General features: G+C 60.7%; 18 protein-coding genes. 6 read left to right on the top strand and 12 right to left on the bottom strand.

Annotated elements, in window-relative coordinates; translation table 11 throughout:
- Positions 1-24: 24 nt before the first annotated feature.
- From hycI to hycA, 9 genes are all read right to left on the bottom strand, one after another.
- Positions 25-498 (bottom strand): hydrogenase maturation peptidase HycI, encoded by a 474-nt coding sequence (hycI, locus tag EBL_RS00515; RefSeq protein ID WP_002440700.1) that lies wholly within the window; start codon positions 496-498, stop codon positions 25-27.
- Positions 491-901 carry a formate hydrogenlyase maturation HycH family protein gene (locus EBL_RS00510; protein ID WP_002440702.1) on the bottom strand — a complete coding sequence of 137 codons (411 nt, stop codon included), beginning with the start codon at positions 899-901 and terminating at the stop codon, positions 491-493. Before EBL_RS00510 ends, hycI begins: the two co-directional genes overlap by 8 nt.
- Positions 901-1665: an NADH-quinone oxidoreductase subunit B family protein gene (locus tag EBL_RS00505; RefSeq protein WP_002440703.1), complete on the bottom strand. Its 765-nt coding sequence runs from the start codon at positions 1663-1665 to the stop codon at positions 901-903. The genes EBL_RS00510 and EBL_RS00505 overlap by 1 nt, the downstream gene beginning before the upstream one ends.
- Positions 1665-2207, bottom strand: coding sequence for a formate hydrogenlyase complex iron-sulfur subunit (locus tag EBL_RS00500; RefSeq protein WP_002440705.1), 543 nt, complete (start codon positions 2205-2207; stop codon positions 1665-1667). Before EBL_RS00500 ends, EBL_RS00505 begins: the two co-directional genes overlap by 1 nt.
- Positions 2208-2250: 43 nt before the next feature.
- On the bottom strand, positions 2251-3960 hold the full coding sequence (locus tag EBL_RS00495; RefSeq protein WP_002440707.1) for a hydrogenase large subunit: 1710 nt from the start codon (positions 3958-3960) through the stop codon (positions 2251-2253).
- A 16-nt stretch (positions 3961-3976) separates the two neighbouring features.
- On the bottom strand, positions 3977-4900 hold the full coding sequence (locus EBL_RS00490; protein WP_002440709.1) for a respiratory chain complex I subunit 1 family protein: 924 nt from the start codon (positions 4898-4900) through the stop codon (positions 3977-3979).
- A 5-nt stretch (positions 4901-4905) separates the two neighbouring features.
- Positions 4906-6732: a formate hydrogenlyase subunit 3 gene (hycC, locus tag EBL_RS00485; protein ID WP_002440711.1), complete on the bottom strand. Its 1827-nt coding sequence runs from the start codon at positions 6730-6732 to the stop codon at positions 4906-4908.
- On the bottom strand, positions 6729-7337 hold the full coding sequence (locus EBL_RS00480) for a 4Fe-4S dicluster domain-containing protein (RefSeq protein WP_002440712.1): 609 nt from the start codon (positions 7335-7337) through the stop codon (positions 6729-6731). Before EBL_RS00480 ends, hycC begins: the two co-directional genes overlap by 4 nt.
- 85 nt (positions 7338-7422) lie before the next feature.
- Positions 7423-7890, bottom strand: coding sequence for a formate hydrogenlyase regulator HycA (hycA, locus tag EBL_RS00475; RefSeq protein ID WP_002440714.1), 468 nt, complete (start codon positions 7888-7890; stop codon positions 7423-7425).
- 324 nt (positions 7891-8214) lie between these two features.
- On the opposite strand from hycA, the gene hypA reads away from it, so the two are divergent.
- From hypA to flhA, 6 genes are all read left to right on the top strand, one after another.
- On the top strand, positions 8215-8577 hold the full coding sequence (hypA, locus tag EBL_RS00470) for a hydrogenase maturation nickel metallochaperone HypA (protein WP_002440716.1): 363 nt from the start codon (positions 8215-8217) through the stop codon (positions 8575-8577).
- The gene (hypB, locus tag EBL_RS00465) at positions 8570-9442 is read left to right on the top strand and encodes a hydrogenase nickel incorporation protein HypB (RefSeq protein ID WP_002440718.1); all 873 of its coding nucleotides are present in this window, start codon (positions 8570-8572) and stop codon (positions 9440-9442) included. Before hypA ends, hypB begins: the two co-directional genes overlap by 8 nt.
- Positions 9433-9711, top strand: coding sequence for a HypC/HybG/HupF family hydrogenase formation chaperone (locus EBL_RS00460; protein WP_002440721.1), 279 nt, complete (start codon positions 9433-9435; stop codon positions 9709-9711). Before hypB ends, EBL_RS00460 begins: the two co-directional genes overlap by 10 nt.
- The gene (hypD, locus tag EBL_RS00455) at positions 9711-10832 is read left to right on the top strand and encodes a hydrogenase formation protein HypD (protein WP_002440722.1); all 1122 of its coding nucleotides are present in this window, start codon (positions 9711-9713) and stop codon (positions 10830-10832) included. The genes EBL_RS00460 and hypD overlap by 1 nt, the downstream gene beginning before the upstream one ends.
- Complete coding sequence (gene hypE / locus EBL_RS00450) at positions 10829-11839, top strand: hydrogenase expression/formation protein HypE (protein ID WP_002440724.1); 1011 nt, start codon at positions 10829-10831, stop codon at positions 11837-11839. Before hypD ends, hypE begins: the two co-directional genes overlap by 4 nt.
- Before the next feature lie 211 nt (positions 11840-12050).
- Complete coding sequence (flhA, locus tag EBL_RS00445) at positions 12051-14141, top strand: formate hydrogenlyase transcriptional activator FlhA (RefSeq protein ID WP_002440726.1); 2091 nt, start codon at positions 12051-12053, stop codon at positions 14139-14141.
- A 34-nt stretch (positions 14142-14175) separates the two neighbouring features.
- Here flhA and exaC read toward each other — a convergent pair whose 3' ends face one another.
- From exaC to selA, 3 genes are all read right to left on the bottom strand, one after another.
- On the bottom strand, positions 14176-15714 hold the full coding sequence (gene exaC, locus EBL_RS00440) for an acetaldehyde dehydrogenase ExaC (RefSeq protein WP_002440728.1): 1539 nt from the start codon (positions 15712-15714) through the stop codon (positions 14176-14178).
- Positions 15715-15890: 176 nt separating this feature from the next.
- Positions 15891-17735 carry a selenocysteine-specific translation elongation factor gene (selB, locus tag EBL_RS00435; RefSeq protein ID WP_002440729.1) on the bottom strand — a complete coding sequence of 615 codons (1845 nt, stop codon included), beginning with the start codon at positions 17733-17735 and terminating at the stop codon, positions 15891-15893.
- Positions 17732-19123: an L-seryl-tRNA(Sec) selenium transferase gene (selA, locus tag EBL_RS00430; protein WP_002440731.1), complete on the bottom strand. Its 1392-nt coding sequence runs from the start codon at positions 19121-19123 to the stop codon at positions 17732-17734. Before selA ends, selB begins: the two co-directional genes overlap by 4 nt.
- Positions 19124-19159: the final 36 nt, after the last annotated feature.

Genomic DNA, 19159 nt, shown 5'->3' with positions numbered 1-19159 from the left:
CACTGGGTGCCGGTTTGCAGGGGGTTATTCCGGTTCTGGCGCTTCCAGCTGGGCGAATCCCCCGTGGTCCTGCCAGCCTGCCAGGCGCTGGTATACGGTCTCAACGGCCTGTTTGATCGGGTCTGTCATCGGGTAATAGAAGCCGACGATATCCGGCTGGATCCCCAGGAAGATAACCTCGCCAACGTCGTCTCTGAGCTGGTCAATCAGGTAGTTGAGCGGCATGTTGTGGGTGGTCATCATAAACATTTCGGCAATGTCGTCCGGGTCGATAATGCGGATCTCACCCGGGTTGAGCCCCATATCGGTGGCGTCGACCACCAGCAGGCGCCGGGGTTTCAGCTCACGAATGGCCACAACGTCATTTTCCGGGGCGCTGCCCCCGTCAATCACGACCCACTCCCCTTGCGGGTTAGCCTGGCATTTTTCTGCCAGCAGGGGGCCGGCACCGTCGTCCCCCATCATGCTGTTGCCGACACAAAGCAAAACGTCAGTCACGATCTCTCCTCACCATCAGGTAAATGGCCGGTTCCAGCTGAATAGCCTGTAGCATATCCAGCAGTTCACGGCTCCACTGCTGCTGTTGCGGGGTTTGCTGCGCCAGCGCGGCATCAAATGCCCGCGCCAGCATCACCACGTGATTATGGTCGATGACTATCTCGCCATAGCGCGGCACGCCTTCCATTTTGCGCCGCGCTTCGCTGCCCGCTTCCAGCGTCGCTACCCACGCCTGGTACGCCTCATAGGGGCAGACCAGCGCGGCTTTCAGGCAGTCGATCACCCCAAGGTGGTGACCAATCGCCAGACTATAGTAGATAACTTGCTGGGCCTGATCCGGCGCCTTGTTATCATTATCGACAAATTTACGGCTCAGCTGGCTGAACACCACCGACTCGCTCATCAGATACGCTCCTGCTCAACCAGCTGGTTAAGATTGGTGACAATTTCGCTCAGCCGCGGGTCGTTTTCCGCCTCCAGCCAGCGGGCAATACCGGCTTCCCCCTGGGCCAGATGGTTCATATAGTCATCGGCAATCTGGCGGCCATAGCGGTAGCCCGCCAGTTTGCGCGCCGTGCGGTCAATGCGCACCCGCAGGGGCTGCACCATATCCGGGTGCAGGATCTGCGCAGGCTGGGTATCCAGTTCGCTGGCGTCCCGGGCGTGGATTTTCTGCTCCAGCAGGCCCAGAGCCATGGCAAAGCCATACAGGGTGGCGGCCGGGGTTGGCGGGCAACCCGGAATATAGACATCCACCGGGACTATCTTGTCCGTACCGCCCCACACGCAGTACAGGTCGTGGAAGATACCGCCGCTGTTGCCGCAGGCACCGTAAGAGATGCAGATCTTCGGATCCGGCGCAGACTGCCAGGCACGCAGTGCCGGGGAGCGCATGGCGCGGGTCACCGCACCGGTAAACAGCAAAATATCCGCATGGCGCGGAGAGGGCACCACCTTGATCCCGAAGCGCTCGGCGTCAAACAGCGGCGACAGGGTGGCGAAGATTTCAATTTCGCAGCCGTTACAGCCGCCGCAGTCCACCCGGTAGACATAGGCGGAGCGTTTAATATTTTTCAGCAGCGATGCTTTCATGCTGGCGATGGATTCATCCACCGTCATAGGTACGGGGATCCCGTTGGCGTCGCGCGGGCCGATTAAGTTGCTCATCAGCTGGCCTCTTTCATATGGCGGGTTAAATCAATACGGTCAGAGGAGACCAGCCCCTGCTGGCGTTTGCACTCCGGGCAGGTCTCAAAACTTTCCCGGTGCTGTTCGGCGCGCTGGTCGCCGTTGTGCTGCAAAATCGCGATGGCGTAATCAATCTCTTTTTGCACCGCAAACGGGCGCTGGCAGCTGCGGCAGTGGCACAGGGGGAAGCTGGATTTCTGCAGGAAATCCTCTTTCTTCCACACCGCCAGCTCATACTGCTGAGAGAGTTTAATGGCCGCCGTCGGGCAGACTTCCTCACAGCGGCCGCAGAAGATGCAGCGCCCGAGGTTAAACTGCCAGTCGAGGGTTTGCCCGGCGAGGTTGGTTTCCACGCTCAGCGCGTTAGACGGGCAGGCGTTCACGCAGGCCGCACAGCCCACACACTGGCTGGGGTTATGCTCCGGCTTGCCGCGGAAATTTTTATCCACCGCAATGGGGGTCAGCGGGTAGTTTTCAGTGACTACCCCGGTTTTCAGCACTTTTTTAATAAAAGTAAACATTGCTCTTCCTCAACCCCCCGCCGCCCGGCGGGGGGGTAACGGCTTATTTCAGCGGCGAGTTCTTGCGTTCAATGCTGTAGCGCTCAAGCTCTTTGTACGGCACCACTTTGCTCTTCTTCTTGCGCACGTCGACCACGGTCATACGGTCAGTACAGGAGTAGCAAGGATCCAGACTGCCGATAATCAGCGGCGCGTCAGACACGGTGTTACCGCGCAGCATATAGCGCAGGGTCGGCCAGTTGGCGTAGGTGGCCGCACGGCAGCGCCAGCGGAACAGCTTCTGGTTGTCGCCGGTCATGCTCCAGTGGATATCGTCGCCGCGCGGCGCTTCGGCAAAGCCGAGGGCGAAACGGTGCGGAATATAGGTAAAGCCTTCCACCGCCAGCGGGCCGCCCGGCAGGTTATCCAGGCCGTAGTCGATCATATTCAGGGAGGTGAACACCTCGTTAATGCGCACTTTCAGGCGCGAGATAACGTCACAGCCCTGTTCGCTGTGGATCTCCATCGGCAGCAGGCCGTAACCGACAAACTCATGATCGTAGCGGGCGTCGCGGGCGTGGCCGCTGGCGCGCACCATCGGGCCGACGTTGCTGAAGTCACGGGCGATTTGCGGATCCAGGCGGCCAATGCCCACGGTGCGCTGCTCGATATTGGTGGTGCTCATCAGAATATCCACCAGCTCCTGGACTTCTTTGCGCATCTGCTGGGCCAGCTGGCGGGTCTGGACCATGTCGTCTTTGAGCATATCGCGGCGGATACCGCCAATCAGGTTCAGGCCGTAGGTTTTACGGGCACCGGTGAGGATTTCCGCCATTTTCATGGACTGCTCACGCACCCGGAAGAACTGCATAAAGCCGGAGTCAAAGCCCACAAAGTGGCAGGCCAGCCCCAGGTTGAGCAGGTGGCTGTGCAGGCGTTCCACTTCCAGCAGAATGGCGCGGATCATCTGGGCCCGTTCCGGCACCTGGATGCCCATGGCATTTTCCACCGAGGTGGTATACGCGGTGCTGTGGGCAAACCCGCAAATACCGCACACCCGGTCAGAGAGGAAGGTCACCTCGTTGTAACCCATGCGGGTTTCTGCCAGTTTCTCCATGCCGCGGTGGACATAAAACAGCCGGTAGTCCGCATCAATGATGTTTTCACCGTCAACAAACAGGCGGAAGTGGCCCGGTTCGTCAGAGGTCACATGCAGCGGGCCAATCGGCACCACGTTGTTCTTTTTGGTGCCCAGCTCGTTGATGAACTCGTAGGTTTCTGCGTCGGTGGTCGGTGCCGGGCGCTGGCGGTAGTCCATGCTGTCTTTGCGCAGCGGGTAGAGATCGTCCGGCCAGTCATCGGGCAGCACCAGGCGGCGCTCATCCGGCAGGCCAACGGCGCGCAGGCCGTACATGTCGCGCACTTCGCGCTCGCCCCAGACAGCCGCCGGTACGCGCGGCGTGACAGACGGGTATTCCAGGGTGTTGGCGTCCACTTCAACACGCACGGTGATCCAGCATTTGGTGCCCTTCTCCATGGAGAGCACATAGTAGACCGCATAATGGCCGCACAGCGGGCGTTCGTCGTTCCCGAACAGTACCGACAGCCAGCCCCCCTGCTGGTAGTAGAGAAACTCCACCACTTCCGGCAGGTAGTTGGTTTTCACGGTGATGGTTATCTGGTCGCGGGTCTGCCACGCTTCGTCCAGAACCACACCGGGAAACGCCTGGTGCAGCGCGTTCAGATACTGTTGACCGATTTTTTCTTCAGACATACAAAACACTCTCTTATTACGCCACCAGGAAGGAGACGAAAGCTAAAAACGCGAAGCCAAAACCGGCCCAGGTCACCCGGGACGTTTTCAGGAACCGCAGGCGCGCCATGCTGTTTTCAAACAGGGCGATAATCAGCACCCCCAGCACCAGCTTGATGACGGCCACCACAATCGCCAGCACCAGGCCCGCGACTGAAAAATCCACCATCTGCCCCCAGGGCAGGAACACCCCGACAAACATCTGCAACACCACCAGCTGCTTGAGGCTGATACCCCATTTGAGGATGGCAAAACCAGATCCGCTGTATTCAGTCAGCGGCCCTTCCTGCAGCTCCTGCTCTGCTTCCGCCAGGTCGAAGGGCAGCTTGCCCATCTCAATAAAGGTGGCGAAGGCGCAGGCCGCCATGGCCAGCAGCAGGGTCAGCGTCTGGGAGGCCGGCCAGTGGTACAGGGTCAGGGTGATATTGCTGATATGGGTAGAGCCCGCGACCTGCGCGGCCACCCACAGGCCCAGCAGCAGGATAGGCTCCACCAGTACCCCGAGCATCGCTTCACGGCTGGCGCCGATACCGGTAAACGGGCTGCCCGTATCCAGACCGGCAATGGCGAAGAAGAAGCGGGCAATGGCAAACAGGTAAATCAGGGTGATAAGGTCACCCAGTGCCGCCACCGGAGCGGCGACAGTAATCAGCGGCAGGGCGCTGGCGATGGTTAGCATAACGCCCACCATCACAAACGGCATCAGGCGGAAGACCCAGCCAGAGGCCGCCGGGGCCACGCTCTGGCGGCCCAGCAGCTTGAACAGATCCCGGTACTCCTGAAGCACCCCCGGCCCCTGACGGTTATGCATCCGGGCGCGGGCTACGCGGGTAATGCCGGATATCAGCGGCGCAATGGCAAACAGCACCAGCGCCTGAATCAAACCAAGAATCACAGTCATTGTTTTTATGCTCCCCGGGAAACCACAATCACCAGCAGAATCGCCAGTTCAATAAAGGCCAGACGGCGCACCGAGCCCGCCAGGCATTCACTCTGCCAGCCCGGCACCCACTGCACCGGGTTCAGCCGGTTACGCAGGTTTAACAGCGGGGCAAACGCCGCTTTTACCGGCTGGGCAAAACCTGTGGCGGTGATAACCATCGACTGCTCGTGGTCGTAACCACACACCCAGGCCGCACCGCGAGAGCGGGACACCAGGCGATCGCCTTTGAAGAACACCATCACCAGGAACGGCAGCAGCGGGCAGCCAATCAGCAGCAGCGTCATCAGCGGCTGGGACACCACACTGTGGGCAGAAACCAGCGGCAGCGGCACCACGTTACGCAGCAGCGGCAGGATCCAGGGGGCAGCCACACCGGAAGCTACACAGCACAGGGCCAGTGCCGCCACGCTGAGGTTCATCAGCAGCGGGGCCGGTTTGGCCTCACTGGCCTCCCGGGTGCGCGGCGCGCCGAGGAAGGTCACCCCGTAGACTTTCGCCATACACATCACTGCCAGCGCACCGGTGATAGCCAGCCCTACCGCCAGCAGCGGCCCCAGCAGGCGGGCGGCAAACAGCGGCTGCTCACCCAGGCGGAAGAAGGACTGGTAAATCACCCACTCACCGGCAAAGCCGTTCAGCGGTGGCAGCGCGGCCATGGACATCAGCCCTACCAGCATCGCCAGCGAAATAAGCGGCATGCGTTTGCCGATACCGCCCAGCTTTTCAATGTCGCGGTAGCCGGTACGGAACCACACGGCCCCGGCCCCGAGGAACAGGGTGGATTTAAACAGGCTGTGGTTCACCAGGTGGAACAGGCCACCGGTCAGGCCAAGGGCGATAAGCCCCGGCTCATTCAGGGAAAGGCCGGTTAAGCCCGCCCCGAGGCCGAGCAGAATAATGCCGATGTTTTCCAGGGAGTGGTACGCCAGCAGGCGGTTGATGTTGTGCTCCATCAGGGCATACAGGCCGCCAATAAACGCGGTCAGCATCCCCAGCACCATCACCACAATGCCCCACCACAGCGGCAGCGCCGCGTCGATAAGCGAAAAAGTGAGGATCCCGAACAGACCCACTTTCAGCACCACGGCTGAAAACAGCGCCGCCGCCGGGGCAGAGGCGTTAGCGTGAGCCTGGGGCACCCAGCCATGCAGCGGGATGATCCCGGCCAGCAGGCCAAAGCCCACCAGCCCCAGTAACCAGATACCGGAGCCCAGCGGCTGTAACGCGGTCGCCTCATGCAGGGCGGCGTAGTCCAGGGTGCCGTAGCGTTTTTCCAGTAGCAGGCAGGCGATAACCAGCAGCACTGTGCCCAGGCGGCCCAGGGCAAACCACAGTTTGCCGGACTGAGCACAACCGGTCAGGAACGCCGCGCACAGGGCCATGATTTCCGCCATCAGCACCAGGGTGGCGATGTTACCGGCGGTCAGCGCCATTACCGCTGCCGCCAGCAGCAGGTTGATCAGCAGGCCGTTGGCCTTCACCCCGGCGTGCTGGTGCCAGCTGATGTTAAACAGGCTGACAAACAGCGCCGGCAGGCAGACGGCAATCAGCCACAGGCCGTTCATGGGGGTCAGTTGTAAGGTCTGGTGAAAAAAGCGCAGGCCCATTTCACCGGTGGCACCGCTCATCAACGCCTGTACACCCGCGCCCAGCGCCAGTGCGCTACTGACAGCGCCGCCAAGCCCGGCCAGAAAGCCGCTTACGGCTTTGGCTTTATAGAAAACCCCGGCGAGCACCGCACTCAGGACAAACCCGGACAGCGCCCAGTAAAGTAGCGTCAGTGCATTCATTTGGTTGCCTCGCTCTGGCCGGTGAACATGGACAAATCGTCAAAAGCGATATTCATCGCCATCTCGCGTTTACGTTTACTGGACAGGGCGATATCCCGGTTGTCCACTAAGCGCAGCGCTTTGGTCGGGCAGGTGCGCACACAGGCGGGCCCCTGCTCGTCAAAGCTGCACAGGTCGCATTTCACGGCGATGGCGCGAATGCCGGGCACCCAGTCCAGCAGGGTGCTGACCCGGGCCGGGGCCGGTGCCGCCGGAGGGGCTTTCGGGCTGTTGACGTTGGCCGGAATATTCAGCGGGCGGCTGCCGGAAAATTCGATAGCGCCAAACGGGCAGGCGATGCCGCACAGTTTGCAGCTTACGCACAGGCTTTCATTCAGCTGTACGGCGCCATCCACACGGTTAATGGCGTTCACCGGGCAGACAGTGGCACAGGGCGCATCTTCACAATGGTGGCAGAGCTGCGGTGCGGACTCATGGGCATTGAGCATCACGCGTAAACGCGGCATGGACTGCAACCCATGCTGCCGGTGAGTCTCTGAGCAGGCGGCCTCACAGGTGTGGCACCCCATACAGAGCTTCGGGTCGGCAATTACAAAACGGTTCACCGGGTATTACCTCAGGAATAGTCATTTTTGACGAAAACATGCCGGACAGTGTCATTTTCGACAGGGTTCGACACACGAATCAGGATCAGGCCGTGGCTCTGCGTATTTCAGGGAGACTCAGATCGGCCATGCGCAGCGGTACGTCATCATGGATGGCGCGGTACAGGCAGTCGTAAACCGGGCTGATTTTTTCCAGGTAATGGTCCAGTACGGCGTTGCGGTCGCGGTTGTCGATGCTGTTGTCGAGGGTGCCGTTTTGCGCCATATGGGCGCGGGCAATCAGTACCTTCTGCTCGCCGTTGCGGGTTTCAATAAAGTATTCAATCACCTGGCTGTTAAAGCCTTCCGCCAGCGCAATGCGGACAACGAAGTGATCAAATAAAAAGAAGCGCAAATCATCATCCGGGTTGCAGCCAACCGCGTGGTGTAATTTGGCTTTCGACAGGGTGATCGCCTGAGTCAGCGTATTGCAATAGTGTTGCCACTGGTTATGCAACTGCTGGTGACGATCGGCAATATACTCTGCCTTTTCACTCAGTTCCCATATAGTCATAGTGGTGTCATTTCAGTTAGTGGTAATAACCCCCATAGGCATATTTCATGCCAGTTTTTCAACTCATTGTTATTAAATGGTTTTTAAGGCCGCCCACGAAAACGCCCCCACTGACGACATGTCATTTCGACATCTTCGACACCCGGTGACAGATACCTGATGTGCCCCACAGTCCCCCGGGTAGCTATCTGCTAACATGGATTTTTTTCGTTCCGGGTCAGACAACTGTCCGGGCAAAGCCCGGCGGGGCGCCCTTTAGTGTGGGTACAGTGCGGCAACCTGGCATACTGCTTGCATCACTCCCCTATCAGTCCGGGAGGCGTTATGCACGAAATCACCCTTTGCCAGCGGGCAATTGAACTTATTGAGCAGCAGGCTCGCCAGCACGGTGCCAGCAAAGTGACCGGCGTCTGGCTGGAGGTTGGCGCATTTTCCTGTGTGGAAACCAGCGCCCTGCAGTTTTGTTTTGATCTGGTCTGCCGCGACACCCTGGCAGAAGGGTGTACGCTGGACGTTCACCAACAGGAAGCCGAATGCTGGTGCTATGACTGCCAGCAGCACATCACCCTGCTGACCCAGCGGGTGCGCGTCTGCCCGCAATGCAACGGTACTAATTTACGTATCGTGGCCGATGACGGCCTCCAGATTAAACGCCTGGAAATCGAACAGGAGAATCAACATGTGTAGCACCTGTGGTTGCGGTGAAGGCAACCGCTATATCGAAGGGGATGAGCACAACCCGCACTCCGCGTTTCGCAGCGCGCCTTTTGCGCCATCCGCCCGCCCGGCAATGAAAATTACCGGCCTTAAGACCCCCTCTTTTGCGCCTCAGGCTTCGGCTGAGGGCGATTTGCATTACGGCCACGGCGAAGCGGGCACCCACGCGCCGGGCATGACCCAGCGCCGGATGCTGGAAATTGAAATCGACGTGCTGGATAAAAACAACCAGCTGGCAGCCCATAATCGCCAGCAGTTTGCCGCCCACCAGCAACTGGTCCTGAACCTGGTCTCCAGCCCGGGCTCCGGTAAAACCACCCTGCTGACCGAAACCCTTAAACGCCTGCACGGTAATAAAGAGTGTGCGGTTATCGAAGGGGATCAGCAGACCGTGAACGACGCGGCGCGCATCCGCGAGACCGGCACCCCGGCCATTCAGGTGAATACCGGTAAAGGCTGCCACCTGGACGCCCAGATGATCCACGACGCCATGCTGCGCCTGCCGCTGGCGGACAACGGCATTCTGTTTATTGAAAACGTGGGCAACCTGGTGTGCCCGGCGAGTTTTGACCTCGGTGAGCGCCATAAAGTCGCGGTGCTGTCGGTAACCGAAGGGGAAGACAAACCGCTGAAATACCCCCATATGTTTGCCGCCGCATCGCTGATGATCCTCAATAAAGTGGATCTGCTGCCCTATCTCGATTTCGACGTGGAAAAATGCATGGCATACGCCCGGGAAGTGAACCCGGATATTGAGATCCTGCTGGTTTCCGCCACCAAAGGCGACGGTATGGATCAGTGGCTGGCCTGGCTGGAGGCACAACAATGTGCATAGGCATTCCCGGACAAATCAGTGAATTAATCGGCGACAGCCACGCGAAAGTGGATGTCTGCGGTGTGCAGCGCGAGGTAAACCTCGCCCTGGTCGGCACCCATGACGACGACGGCAACTCCCGTATCGGCCAGTGGGTGCTGGTACACGTGGGTTTTGCCATGAGCATCATTGATGAGCAGGAAGCCCTCGACACCCTGGAGGCCCTGCAAAATATGTTTGCCGTGGAACCGGATGTGGGCGCGCTGCTTTATGGTGAGGAGCGGGCCTGATGCGCTTTGTTGACGAATACCGGGATCCGGCGAAAGTGATGGCGCTCATTGAGCAGCTTAACGCCCGTGCCCCGCTACTGAACTACGACGCCCGCCGCCCGCTGCGCGTGATGGAGGTGTGCGGCGGCCACACCCACGCAATTTTTAAATTCGGGCTCGACCAGCTGCTGCCGGAAAACATTGAGTTTATCCACGGCCCCGGCTGCCCGGTGTGTGTATTACCCATGGGGCGCATTGACGCCTGCCTGGAGATAGCCAGCCACCCGGAGGTGATTTTCTGCACCTTCGGGGATGCCATCAGAGTGCCGGGTAAATCCGGCTCGCTGATGGACGCCCGGGCCAGAGGGGCAGACGTGCGGGTGGTCTACTCGCCGATGGACGCCCTGCAACTGGCGCGCACCAACCCGGATCGCAAGGTGGTCTTCTTCGGGCTCGGGTTCGAAACCACCATGCCCGCCACCGCCCTGACCCTGCAACAGGCCAAAGCGGACGGGGTGGATAATTTCTACTTTTTCTGCCAGCACATCACCCTGATCCCGACCCTGCGCAGCCTGCTGGAGCAGCCAGACAACGGTATCGACGCTTTCCTTGCCCCGGGCCATGTGAGTATGGTTATCGGCACTGCCGCTTATGACTTTATCGCCAGTGAGCACCACCGCCCGCTGGTGGTTGCCGGTTTTGAGCCGGTGGATCTGCTACAGGGCATGCTGATGCTGGTAGAGCAGAAAATTGCCGGTCAGCCTGAAATTGAAAACCAGTACCGCCGGGTTGTGCCGGATGCGGGGAACCCGCTGGCCCAGCAGGCGATTGCCGATGTGTTTATGCTGGAAGGGGATTCCGAATGGCGCGGGCTGGGGATCATTAACCAGTCCGGTGTCAGACTGACCCCGGCCTATCAGCAGTTTGATGCCGAGCAGCATTTTAACCCGCGCCAGCAACAGGTGAGTGACGATCCGCGCGCCCGCTGTGGCGACGTGCTGACCGGGCGCTGCAAACCCCACCAGTGCCCGCTGTTTGGCAACACCTGTAACCCGCAGAACGCCTTCGGTGCCCTGATGGTCTCCTCAGAAGGTGCGTGTGCCGCCTGGTATCAGTACCGCGGCCAGGAGAGTGAAGCATGAAAACCATTACCCTAGCCCACGGTAGCGGCGGCCAGGCCATGCAGCAGCTGATCGCCAGCCTGTTTATGGAGGCTTTTGCCAACCCGTGGCTTGCCGAGCAGGAAGACGCCGCCCGGCTCCCGCTGGCGGAGCTGACCGCCTGCGGGGATAAGCTCGCCTTCTCGACCGACAGCTATGTTATCGATCCGCTGTTCTTCCCCGGGGGCAATATCGGCCACCTGGCGATTTGCGGCACCGCGAACGATGTGGCCGTTGGCGGGGCTATCCCGCGCTGGATGTCCTGCGGGTTTATCCTCGAAGAGGGGCTGGATTTTGCCCTGCTGGAGCAGATTGTCCACAGCATGGCCCACACCGCCCGGGAAGCGGGTATTACCATCGTGACCGGGGATACCAAAGTGGTGCCCAGAGGGGCGGCGGATAAGGTCTTTATTAATACTGCCGGTATGGGGGCGATTGTGCGCGGCCTGAACTGGGGCGCCAGCCAGATAAGCGACGGCGATGTGATTATCGCCAGCGGCACGCTCGGGGATCACGGGGCCACCATTCTCAACCTGCGCGAGCAGCTGGGGCTGGAGGGGGATCTGCGCAGCGACTGTGCGGTACTGGCCCCCATGATTGCCAGCCTGCACCCGATTGCCGGGGTGAAAGCCCTGCGCGATGCCACCCGTGGCGGGGTGAATGCGGTGCTCCACGAGTTTGCCGATGCCAGCGGCTGCGGTATGGAGATCAGCGAAGCGCAATTACCGGTCAAACCGGTGGTGCGCGGGGTCTGTGAGCTGCTGGGGCTTGATCCGCTCAACTTTGCCAATGAAGGCAAACTGGTGATTGTCGCCAGCCGTGCGGCGGCACCAGAGGTGCTTAATGCCCTGCACCAGCACCCGCTGGGCAAAGATGCCGCGATTATTGGCGATGTCACGGCCCGTACCGGGGTCCGGGTGACCGGGCTGTACGGTGTCAAACGCAGCCTTGATTTACCCCACGCAGAGCCTTTACCCCGTATTTGTTGACCTGTGCCAGCATCCGCTGGCCTCAGATCTCATACACTGTTACGACTAATATTATAACATTTCCCTTTTCCCTTACCGGCGGTGCGGCGAAGCCGCCGGGCAGGGCGAAAGGCGGGCGTTGCCCCTTTCCTTGTTACAAAAACAACTAAGATAAAATAACGCGACGTGGCCGTGTGCGCCGCAGCGGAAAAACATTTTTTCGGATGAGCTTATGTCATATACGCCAATGAGTGATCTCGGACAACAGGGGTTGTTTGATATCACCCGCACCCTGTTACAACAGCCGGATTTAAGCGCGCTGGCAGAAAGTCTGACCGGCATGGTCAGACGCAGCGCCCTGGCCGACAAAGTTAATATTTTGTTGTATCACCCGCTGCAGCAACAGGTGGGCTTTTACGGTATGGATAAGCAGGGCCACCCCCTGCATTATGAAGACGAAATGCTGCTGGCTAATGGCCCGGTGCGCCGGGTGCTCTCACGCCCGGAAGCCCTGATGTGTACCCAGGAAGAGTTCGACGATACCTGGCCGCAACTGAAAAGCCTGGAGCTCTACAGCCCTTTTAAACGCTACTGCCTGCTGCCGCTGGCTACCGACGGAAAAATCATTGGCGGCTGTGAGTTTATCCGCGAAACCGACCAGCCCTGGAGCGACAAAGAGCTCTCCCGGCTGTATACCCTGGCGCAGATTGTCTCCCTGGTGGCTGAGCAGATCCAGAACCGGCTGAACAACAACCACGAATACCAGCTATTGTGCCGGGAGCGCGACGATTTCCGTATCCTGGTGGCGGTCACCAATGCGGTGCTGTCAAAACTGGATTTAGACGATCTGGTGAGCGAAATTGCCTACGAGATCCACCGCTATTTCTCTATAGATTCCGTGAGTATTGTGCTGCGCAGTAACCGGCGCGGGCTGTTGCATGTCTACTCCACCCATTTTGTGGATGAAAAATCCCCGATCCACGACCAGAGCGAAGTGACCGAAAGCGGCACACTCTCTGAGCGGGTCTTTAAAAGCCGCGAAATGCTGCTGCTGAACCTGCACCACCATGATCAGCTGGCCCCCTACGAGCGGATGCTGTTCGAAATGTGGGGTAACCAGATCCAGACCCTGTGCCTGCTGCCGCTGACCTTCGGTAATAAAATGCTCGGGGTGCTGAAGCTGGCCCAGTGCGAGGCGGATGTCTTTACCCCGGCAAACCTCAAATTACTGCGCCAGATTGCCGAGCGTATCTCCATTGCGGTCGATAACGCCCTCGCCTGGCGGGAGATCAACCACCTCAAGGAAAACCTGGTGGATGAGAACCTTGCCCTCACGGAGCAAATCAACAACGTGGCCGGTGATTTTGGCGAAATCATCGGGCGCAGCGATGTCATGACCAACGTGATGAAGCAAGTGGAGATGGTGGCCCACAGCAACAGTACGGTGCTGATCCTCGGGGAGACCGGCACCGGTAAAGAGCTGATTGCCCGGGCTATCCACAACCAGAGCGGGCGCAATAACCGGCGCATGGTAAAAATTAACTGCGCCGCCATGCCTGCGGGCCTGCTGGAAAGCGACCTGTTCGGCCACGAGCGCGGTGCCTTTACCGGGGCCAACACCCAGCGTATTGGCCGTTTTGAACTGGCAGATAAAAGCTCCCTGTTCCTTGATGAGGTGGGGGATATGCCGCTGGAATTGCAGCCGAAGCTACTGCGCGTGTTGCAGGAAAAGGAGTTTGAACGCCTCGGCAGTAATAAGATTCAGCAAGTGGATGTGCGCCTGATTGCCGCCACGAACCGCGATCTGAAACAGATGGTCCTTGACCGGGAGTTTCGCAGCGACCTTTACTACCGGCTGAATGTGTTCCCCATCCAGCTGCCGCCGCTGCGCGAACGCCCGGAAGATATCCCGCTGCTGGTGAAAGCCTTCACCTTTAAGATTGCCCGCCGCCTGGGGCGCAATATCGACAGTATTCCGGCCGAAACCCTGCGGATTCTGAGCCGTATGGAGTGGCCCGGTAACGTGCGCGAGCTGGAAAACGTGATTGAACGAGCGGTGTTGCTCACCCGGGGCAATGTGTTACAGCTCTCCCTGCCGGAGCCGGATCGCTTTGCGGAGCTGAACCCGCTGCCGGTCGCCAGCATGGCCGACTGCGATACCCCCCGGGAGGGCGAGGACGAAGTGCAGCATATTATCCGGGTGCTGAAAGAGACCAACGGCGTAGTGGCAGGCCCCCGCGGTGCGGCCCAGCGCCTGGGCATGAAGCGCACCACGCTGCTGTCCCGCATGAAGCGCCTGGGGATCGATAAAGACGCCCTGTAACCGGCCAGGCCCCTGACGGAGCCGGGCCGGTTTATCAGAACAGGCCGAGGGCGTGATCGGAGTAGCTCACCAGCAAACACTTGGTCTGCTGGTAGTGCTCCAGCATCATTTTGTGGGTTTCCCGGCCAATGCCGGACTGTTTATACCCCCCGAACGCCGCGTGGGCCGGGTAAGCGTGGTAGCAGTTAGTCCAGACGCGCCCGGCCTGAATAGCGCGCCCCATTTTATAGGCCAGGGTGCCGTTACGGGTCCACACACCGGCCCCCAGCCCGTAGGCTGTGTCGTTGGCAATTTCCAGCGCCTCTTCCGGGGTTTTAAAGGTGGTGACCGCCAGTACCGGGCCGAAAATCTCCTCCTGAAATACCCGCATACTGTTCTGGCCGAACAGGATAGTCGGCTCCAGGTAGTAGCCGGATTTCAGATCGCCCCCCAGCAGGCGGCGCTTACCGCCGCTCAGCACATCGGCGCCCTCTTTTTTGCCTATCTCGATATAGTTGAGGATGGTCTCCATCTGGCCGCTGGATACCTGTGCCCCCAGTTGGGTGCTGCTGTCCAGCGGGTTACCGCTGCGGATGGCCTCAACCCGGCGAATGGCGCGCTCCATAAAGCGATCATATACCGACTCCTGAACCAGCGCCCGGCTCGGGCAGGTGCAGACCTCCCCCTGGTTGAACGCAAACAACGCGAACCCTTCCAGGGCCTTATCAAAGAAGGCGTCCTCTTTTTCCATCACATCCGCAAAGAAAATATTCGGCGATTTGCCCCCCAGTTCGAGGGTGACCGGAATAATATTCTGCGTCGCGTACTGCATGATCTGCTGGCCCACTTCGGTGGAGCCGGTAAACGCCACTTTGGCAATCCGCTTTGAGGTCGCCAGATATTCGCCAATCTCGCCCCCGGCGCCATTGACCACGTTCACCACCCCGGGGGGCAGCAGATCCCCGACCAGCTCCATCAGCAGCAGGACAGACAGCGGTGTCAGCCGTGCCGGTTTCAGCACCACGCAGTTCCCGGCGGCCAGGGCCGGGGCCAGCTTCCAGCAGGCCATCAGCAGCGGGAAGTTCCACGGGATAATCTGCCCCACCACCCCCAGCGGCTCGTGGAAGTGGTAGGCCACCGTGTCTTTGTCTACCTCGCTGATGCCCCCCTCCTGGGCGCGAATGCAGGAGGCGAAATAACGAAAGTGATCGATAGCCAGCGGGATATCTGCGCCGCTGGTTTCGCGGATGGGCTTGCCGTTGTCCCAGGTTTCGGCGGTAGCCAGCAGTTCAATGTTCTGCTCCATACGGTCGGCGATTCTGAGCAGAATAGCCGCCCTCTCCTGCACCGCCATGCTGCCCCATGTGCTTTTGATGGCGTGGGCCGCATCCAGCGCCAGGTCCACATCCCGTGGGGTGGAGCTGGCTATCTCACACAGGGGCTGGCCGGTGACCGGGGTCAGGTTCTGGTAGTAGGCGCCGTCAACCGGGGGCACCCACTCTCCGCCGATGTAGTTGTCGTAGCGCGCTTTAAGCTGTAGCGGAAAGCCATATTCACCGGGGGTTAAACGCAGATCAGGGGGGGTCGTCGTCATGATTCTCTCCTCAGGGGGCATCTTTCCTAAGGGTAGTCGCTGGCGGTGTTTTTTTCGCCATCTTACCAGCGCTTTACGAGCGCTATCACGATCCTGACGCTGACGCGGGGAAAAAGCGCCCTGTATCTGTGATATGCCGGTGAGCCGGGTGAGCCCCGGCTTCACTGGCAGCCCGCTTACTGATGTAAAAACAGGGCGCTGTCGCGCAGCAGGTGGTCATTTCCCCGGCGGCGGGTAAAACCGATGCGGTCAAAATATTCAAGGATCTGGATAGCCAGCTTGCGCCCGACCCCCAGACGGTCGCGGAAATCCGCCGCCGTGGTCGCGCCGCGCTCCGGATCCAGCGCGCGGATCAGATCGGCAAATTCGATGATCCGCGCCTGGCGGTAGTAACGATCTTTGACGATCGCCGTAATATAGCCCTGCTGCGCCGCATTACGCAGCAGTTTGCGCATCACCTGCTCCTCAACGCCGGTTTCCCGGGCCAGATCGCGCACCCACCAGGGGTCATCCCCGAAGCGCGCCTCCACCTGGCGCCACAGGGCCAGCTGATCCCCGGAGAAGCCCGGCTCATGGCCCGGCAGATGCAGCCAGCCCTGGCGGCTCTCCAGGAGCCCTTGCTGGCGCATTTGCTCAATCAGCGCCAGCACCAGCCCTTCATCTTCGCCCGGCAGGGCCATACGCCGCAGCCGTTCGCGCCCCGGCCCTGGCTGGTCGTCGTGCTGTTCATGGTAGCGGGCCAGCACCGCGAGCAGTTTTTCCCGCCACTTTCCGGCCACCTCATCGCTCAGCAGCTGGTCACCGGCGCGGATAAGCCCCGGAGAGTCCAGCAGCGCATCCATACCCGCCGGGGTCAGCTGACGGGCCCAGCTGAACGCCGCCCGGCTGATGGCGCCGCGCTGCAGATACAGCGCCAGTGCCCGGGCGTCATCCCGGGCGCTGGACAGCGCCGCCAGCCAGGCCAGAAATGGCGCCTGGCGCTTACCGCGCCGTGGCGGATCCAGCAACACGACCCGGGCACCGGCTAAGGTCTGGCGGGCGCTGATGTCGCGCAGTACCAGGCGGTCGTTATCCGCCAGCAGCAGCGGCGCATCCAGCACCAGCTCGGCCAGCTCGTCATTCAGCAGCGAGACCCGCCCGGTAATATGGCTGGCCGCATGGTGAATGTGTAAGGGCTGCCACTGTTGCAGCGGTGTATGGCAGTGCAGTTGCACAATCACCCGCTCCACCGGCTGAGGCGGCTGCACGCTGAGCAGCCAGTCCCCCCGGGAGATGTCGGTTTTCTCTGCATCCCCGCTGATGTTCAGGGCAATGCGCTGCCCGGCCCAGGCGTGGTCGGTATTCTGGTTCTGGGCATGCAGCCCGCGCACCCGCATCGGGGTTGCCGCGCCGGTCAGCCACAGGGAGTCACCCACCCGCACTTCACCGCTCAGGGCGGTGCCGGTAACCACCAGCCCGGCCCCTTTTACGGTAAAGGCCCGGTCGATAGCCAGCCGGAAGCGGTGGCGGGTCAGATGTTCGCGTTCCGGTAGCTGGCGCAGGTGTTCGCGCAGCGGCTCAATGCCGCGCCCGTCCGGCGCGGAGGTCACAAACAGCGCCACTTCCGGCCAGCCCAGTTCGGCGGTCAGCTGGCGGATGTCAGCCTCTACCCGGGCGATACGCTCTGCGTCTACCCGGTCGGCTTTGGTCAGGGCCACGGTCAGTGCAGGCTGGCCGGTCAGTTGCAAAATCGCCAGGTGCTCCCGGGTCTGGGCCATGATCCCGTCGTCGCAGGCCACCACCAGCAGGGCGTGGTCTATGCCCCCCACCCCGGCCAGCATATTGGCGAGAAACTTCTCATGCCCCGGTACGTCGATAAACCCAATACTGCGACCATCTGGCTGGGGCCAGTAGGCGTACCCCAGATCGATGGTCATACCGCGCTTTTTCTCTTCCGGCAGACGGTCGGCATTGACGCCGGTCAGCGCCTGCAGCAGCGTCGTTTTGCCGTGGTCAACATGGCCTGCACTGGCAATAATCATGACAATAATATCTCCATTAAACCGGCTTCATCTTCCAGGCAGCGCAGATCCAGCCACAGCCGCCCGTCTGAAATATGCCCGATAACCGGCACCAGAGCGGCGCGCCAGCCATTTGCCAGCGCCTCCAGCGTGCTGCCCCGCCCGTCGCGCGGGGTGAAGGTTAAGGCGGCACCCGGCAGGCGATCGACCGGCAGTGAACCGCTGCCAATCTGTGACAGGCAGGGCTCGACCGCCACCAGAAAATCCGCCCCGTAGCGCGCCTGGAGCGGGGCCAGCAGGCGCTCTGCCTGGGCCCGGATATCCTCCGCACTGCGGGTCAGCAGGCGCAGGGTGGGTAACCGTTCGGCCAGCGTTTCCGGGTGCTGGTATAAGCGCAGTGTCGCCTCCAGCGCCGCCAGGGTCATTTTATCGGCCCGCAGGGCGCGTTTTAACGGGTGCTGTTGCAGGCGCTCAATCAGGGCCTTTTTCCCGACGATGATCCCCGCCTGGGGGCCGCCGAGCAGTTTATCCCCGGAGAAGCTCACCAGGCTCACCCCGGCGGCAATCAGCTGCCGGGGCATGGGCTCAGCCGGTAGGCCATACTGGCTGAGATCCACCAGGGAGCCGCTTCCCAGATCGGTAATCACCGGGATCCCCAGCGTATCGCCCAGGGTGACCAGCTCCTGCTCGCTGACACTCTTAGTAAAGCCTTCAATATGGTAATTGCTGGTGTGCACTTTCATCAGCAGGGCGGTCTGGTCATTTACCGCCGCCTGGTAATCTTTCAGGTGCGTGCGGTTGGTGGTGCCCACTTCGCGAAGCTGGCAGCCTGCCTGGCGCATCACATCCGGGATGCGAAATGCCCCGCCTATCTCTACCAGTTCACCCCGGGAGACCACCACCTCCTGGCCGCTGGCGCAGGCCGCCAGCATCAGTAACACGGCCGCCGCATTGTTATTGACGATACAGGCATCTTCCGCCCCGGTCAGCTCGCACAGTAACGCCGCCAGCGCCTGATCCCGGTGGCCGCGACCGGCCCCTTCCAGGGAGTATTCCAGGGTGACCGGCGATGCCATGGCCTGGCTGACCGCCTCGACCGCCTCCTGGGGCTGGATGGCCCGGCCCAGATTGGTGTGCAGCACCGTACCGGTGAGGTTAAACACCGGGCGCAGCGCGCTCTGGCGGGCGGAGGCCAGGCGGCAGCCCAGTGCCCCGGCCCAGTCAGCGCACCAGTCCGGCAGGCTCTGGTGCTGGCGAATGTGTTCCCGGGCGTCATCCTGCATCTGGCGCAGGGTCGCCACGACCCGGGTGTGACCAAAATCAGCCAGCAACCCGGCGAACTCGCCAGCATTAAGCAGGCGATCCGTAGACGGGATCAGGCTATACAGCGAACGGGGATCGGTAGTCATGGATGGTATCGAATTAACAGACAATAGGTGCAGTGT

Source organism: Shimwellia blattae DSM 4481 = NBRC 105725, assembly GCF_000262305.1.
Lineage (GTDB): Bacteria > Pseudomonadota > Gammaproteobacteria > Enterobacterales > Enterobacteriaceae > Shimwellia > Shimwellia blattae.
The sequence above is the reverse complement of the archived record's forward strand: the minus strand, read 5'-3'. Positions and strand labels throughout refer to the sequence as shown.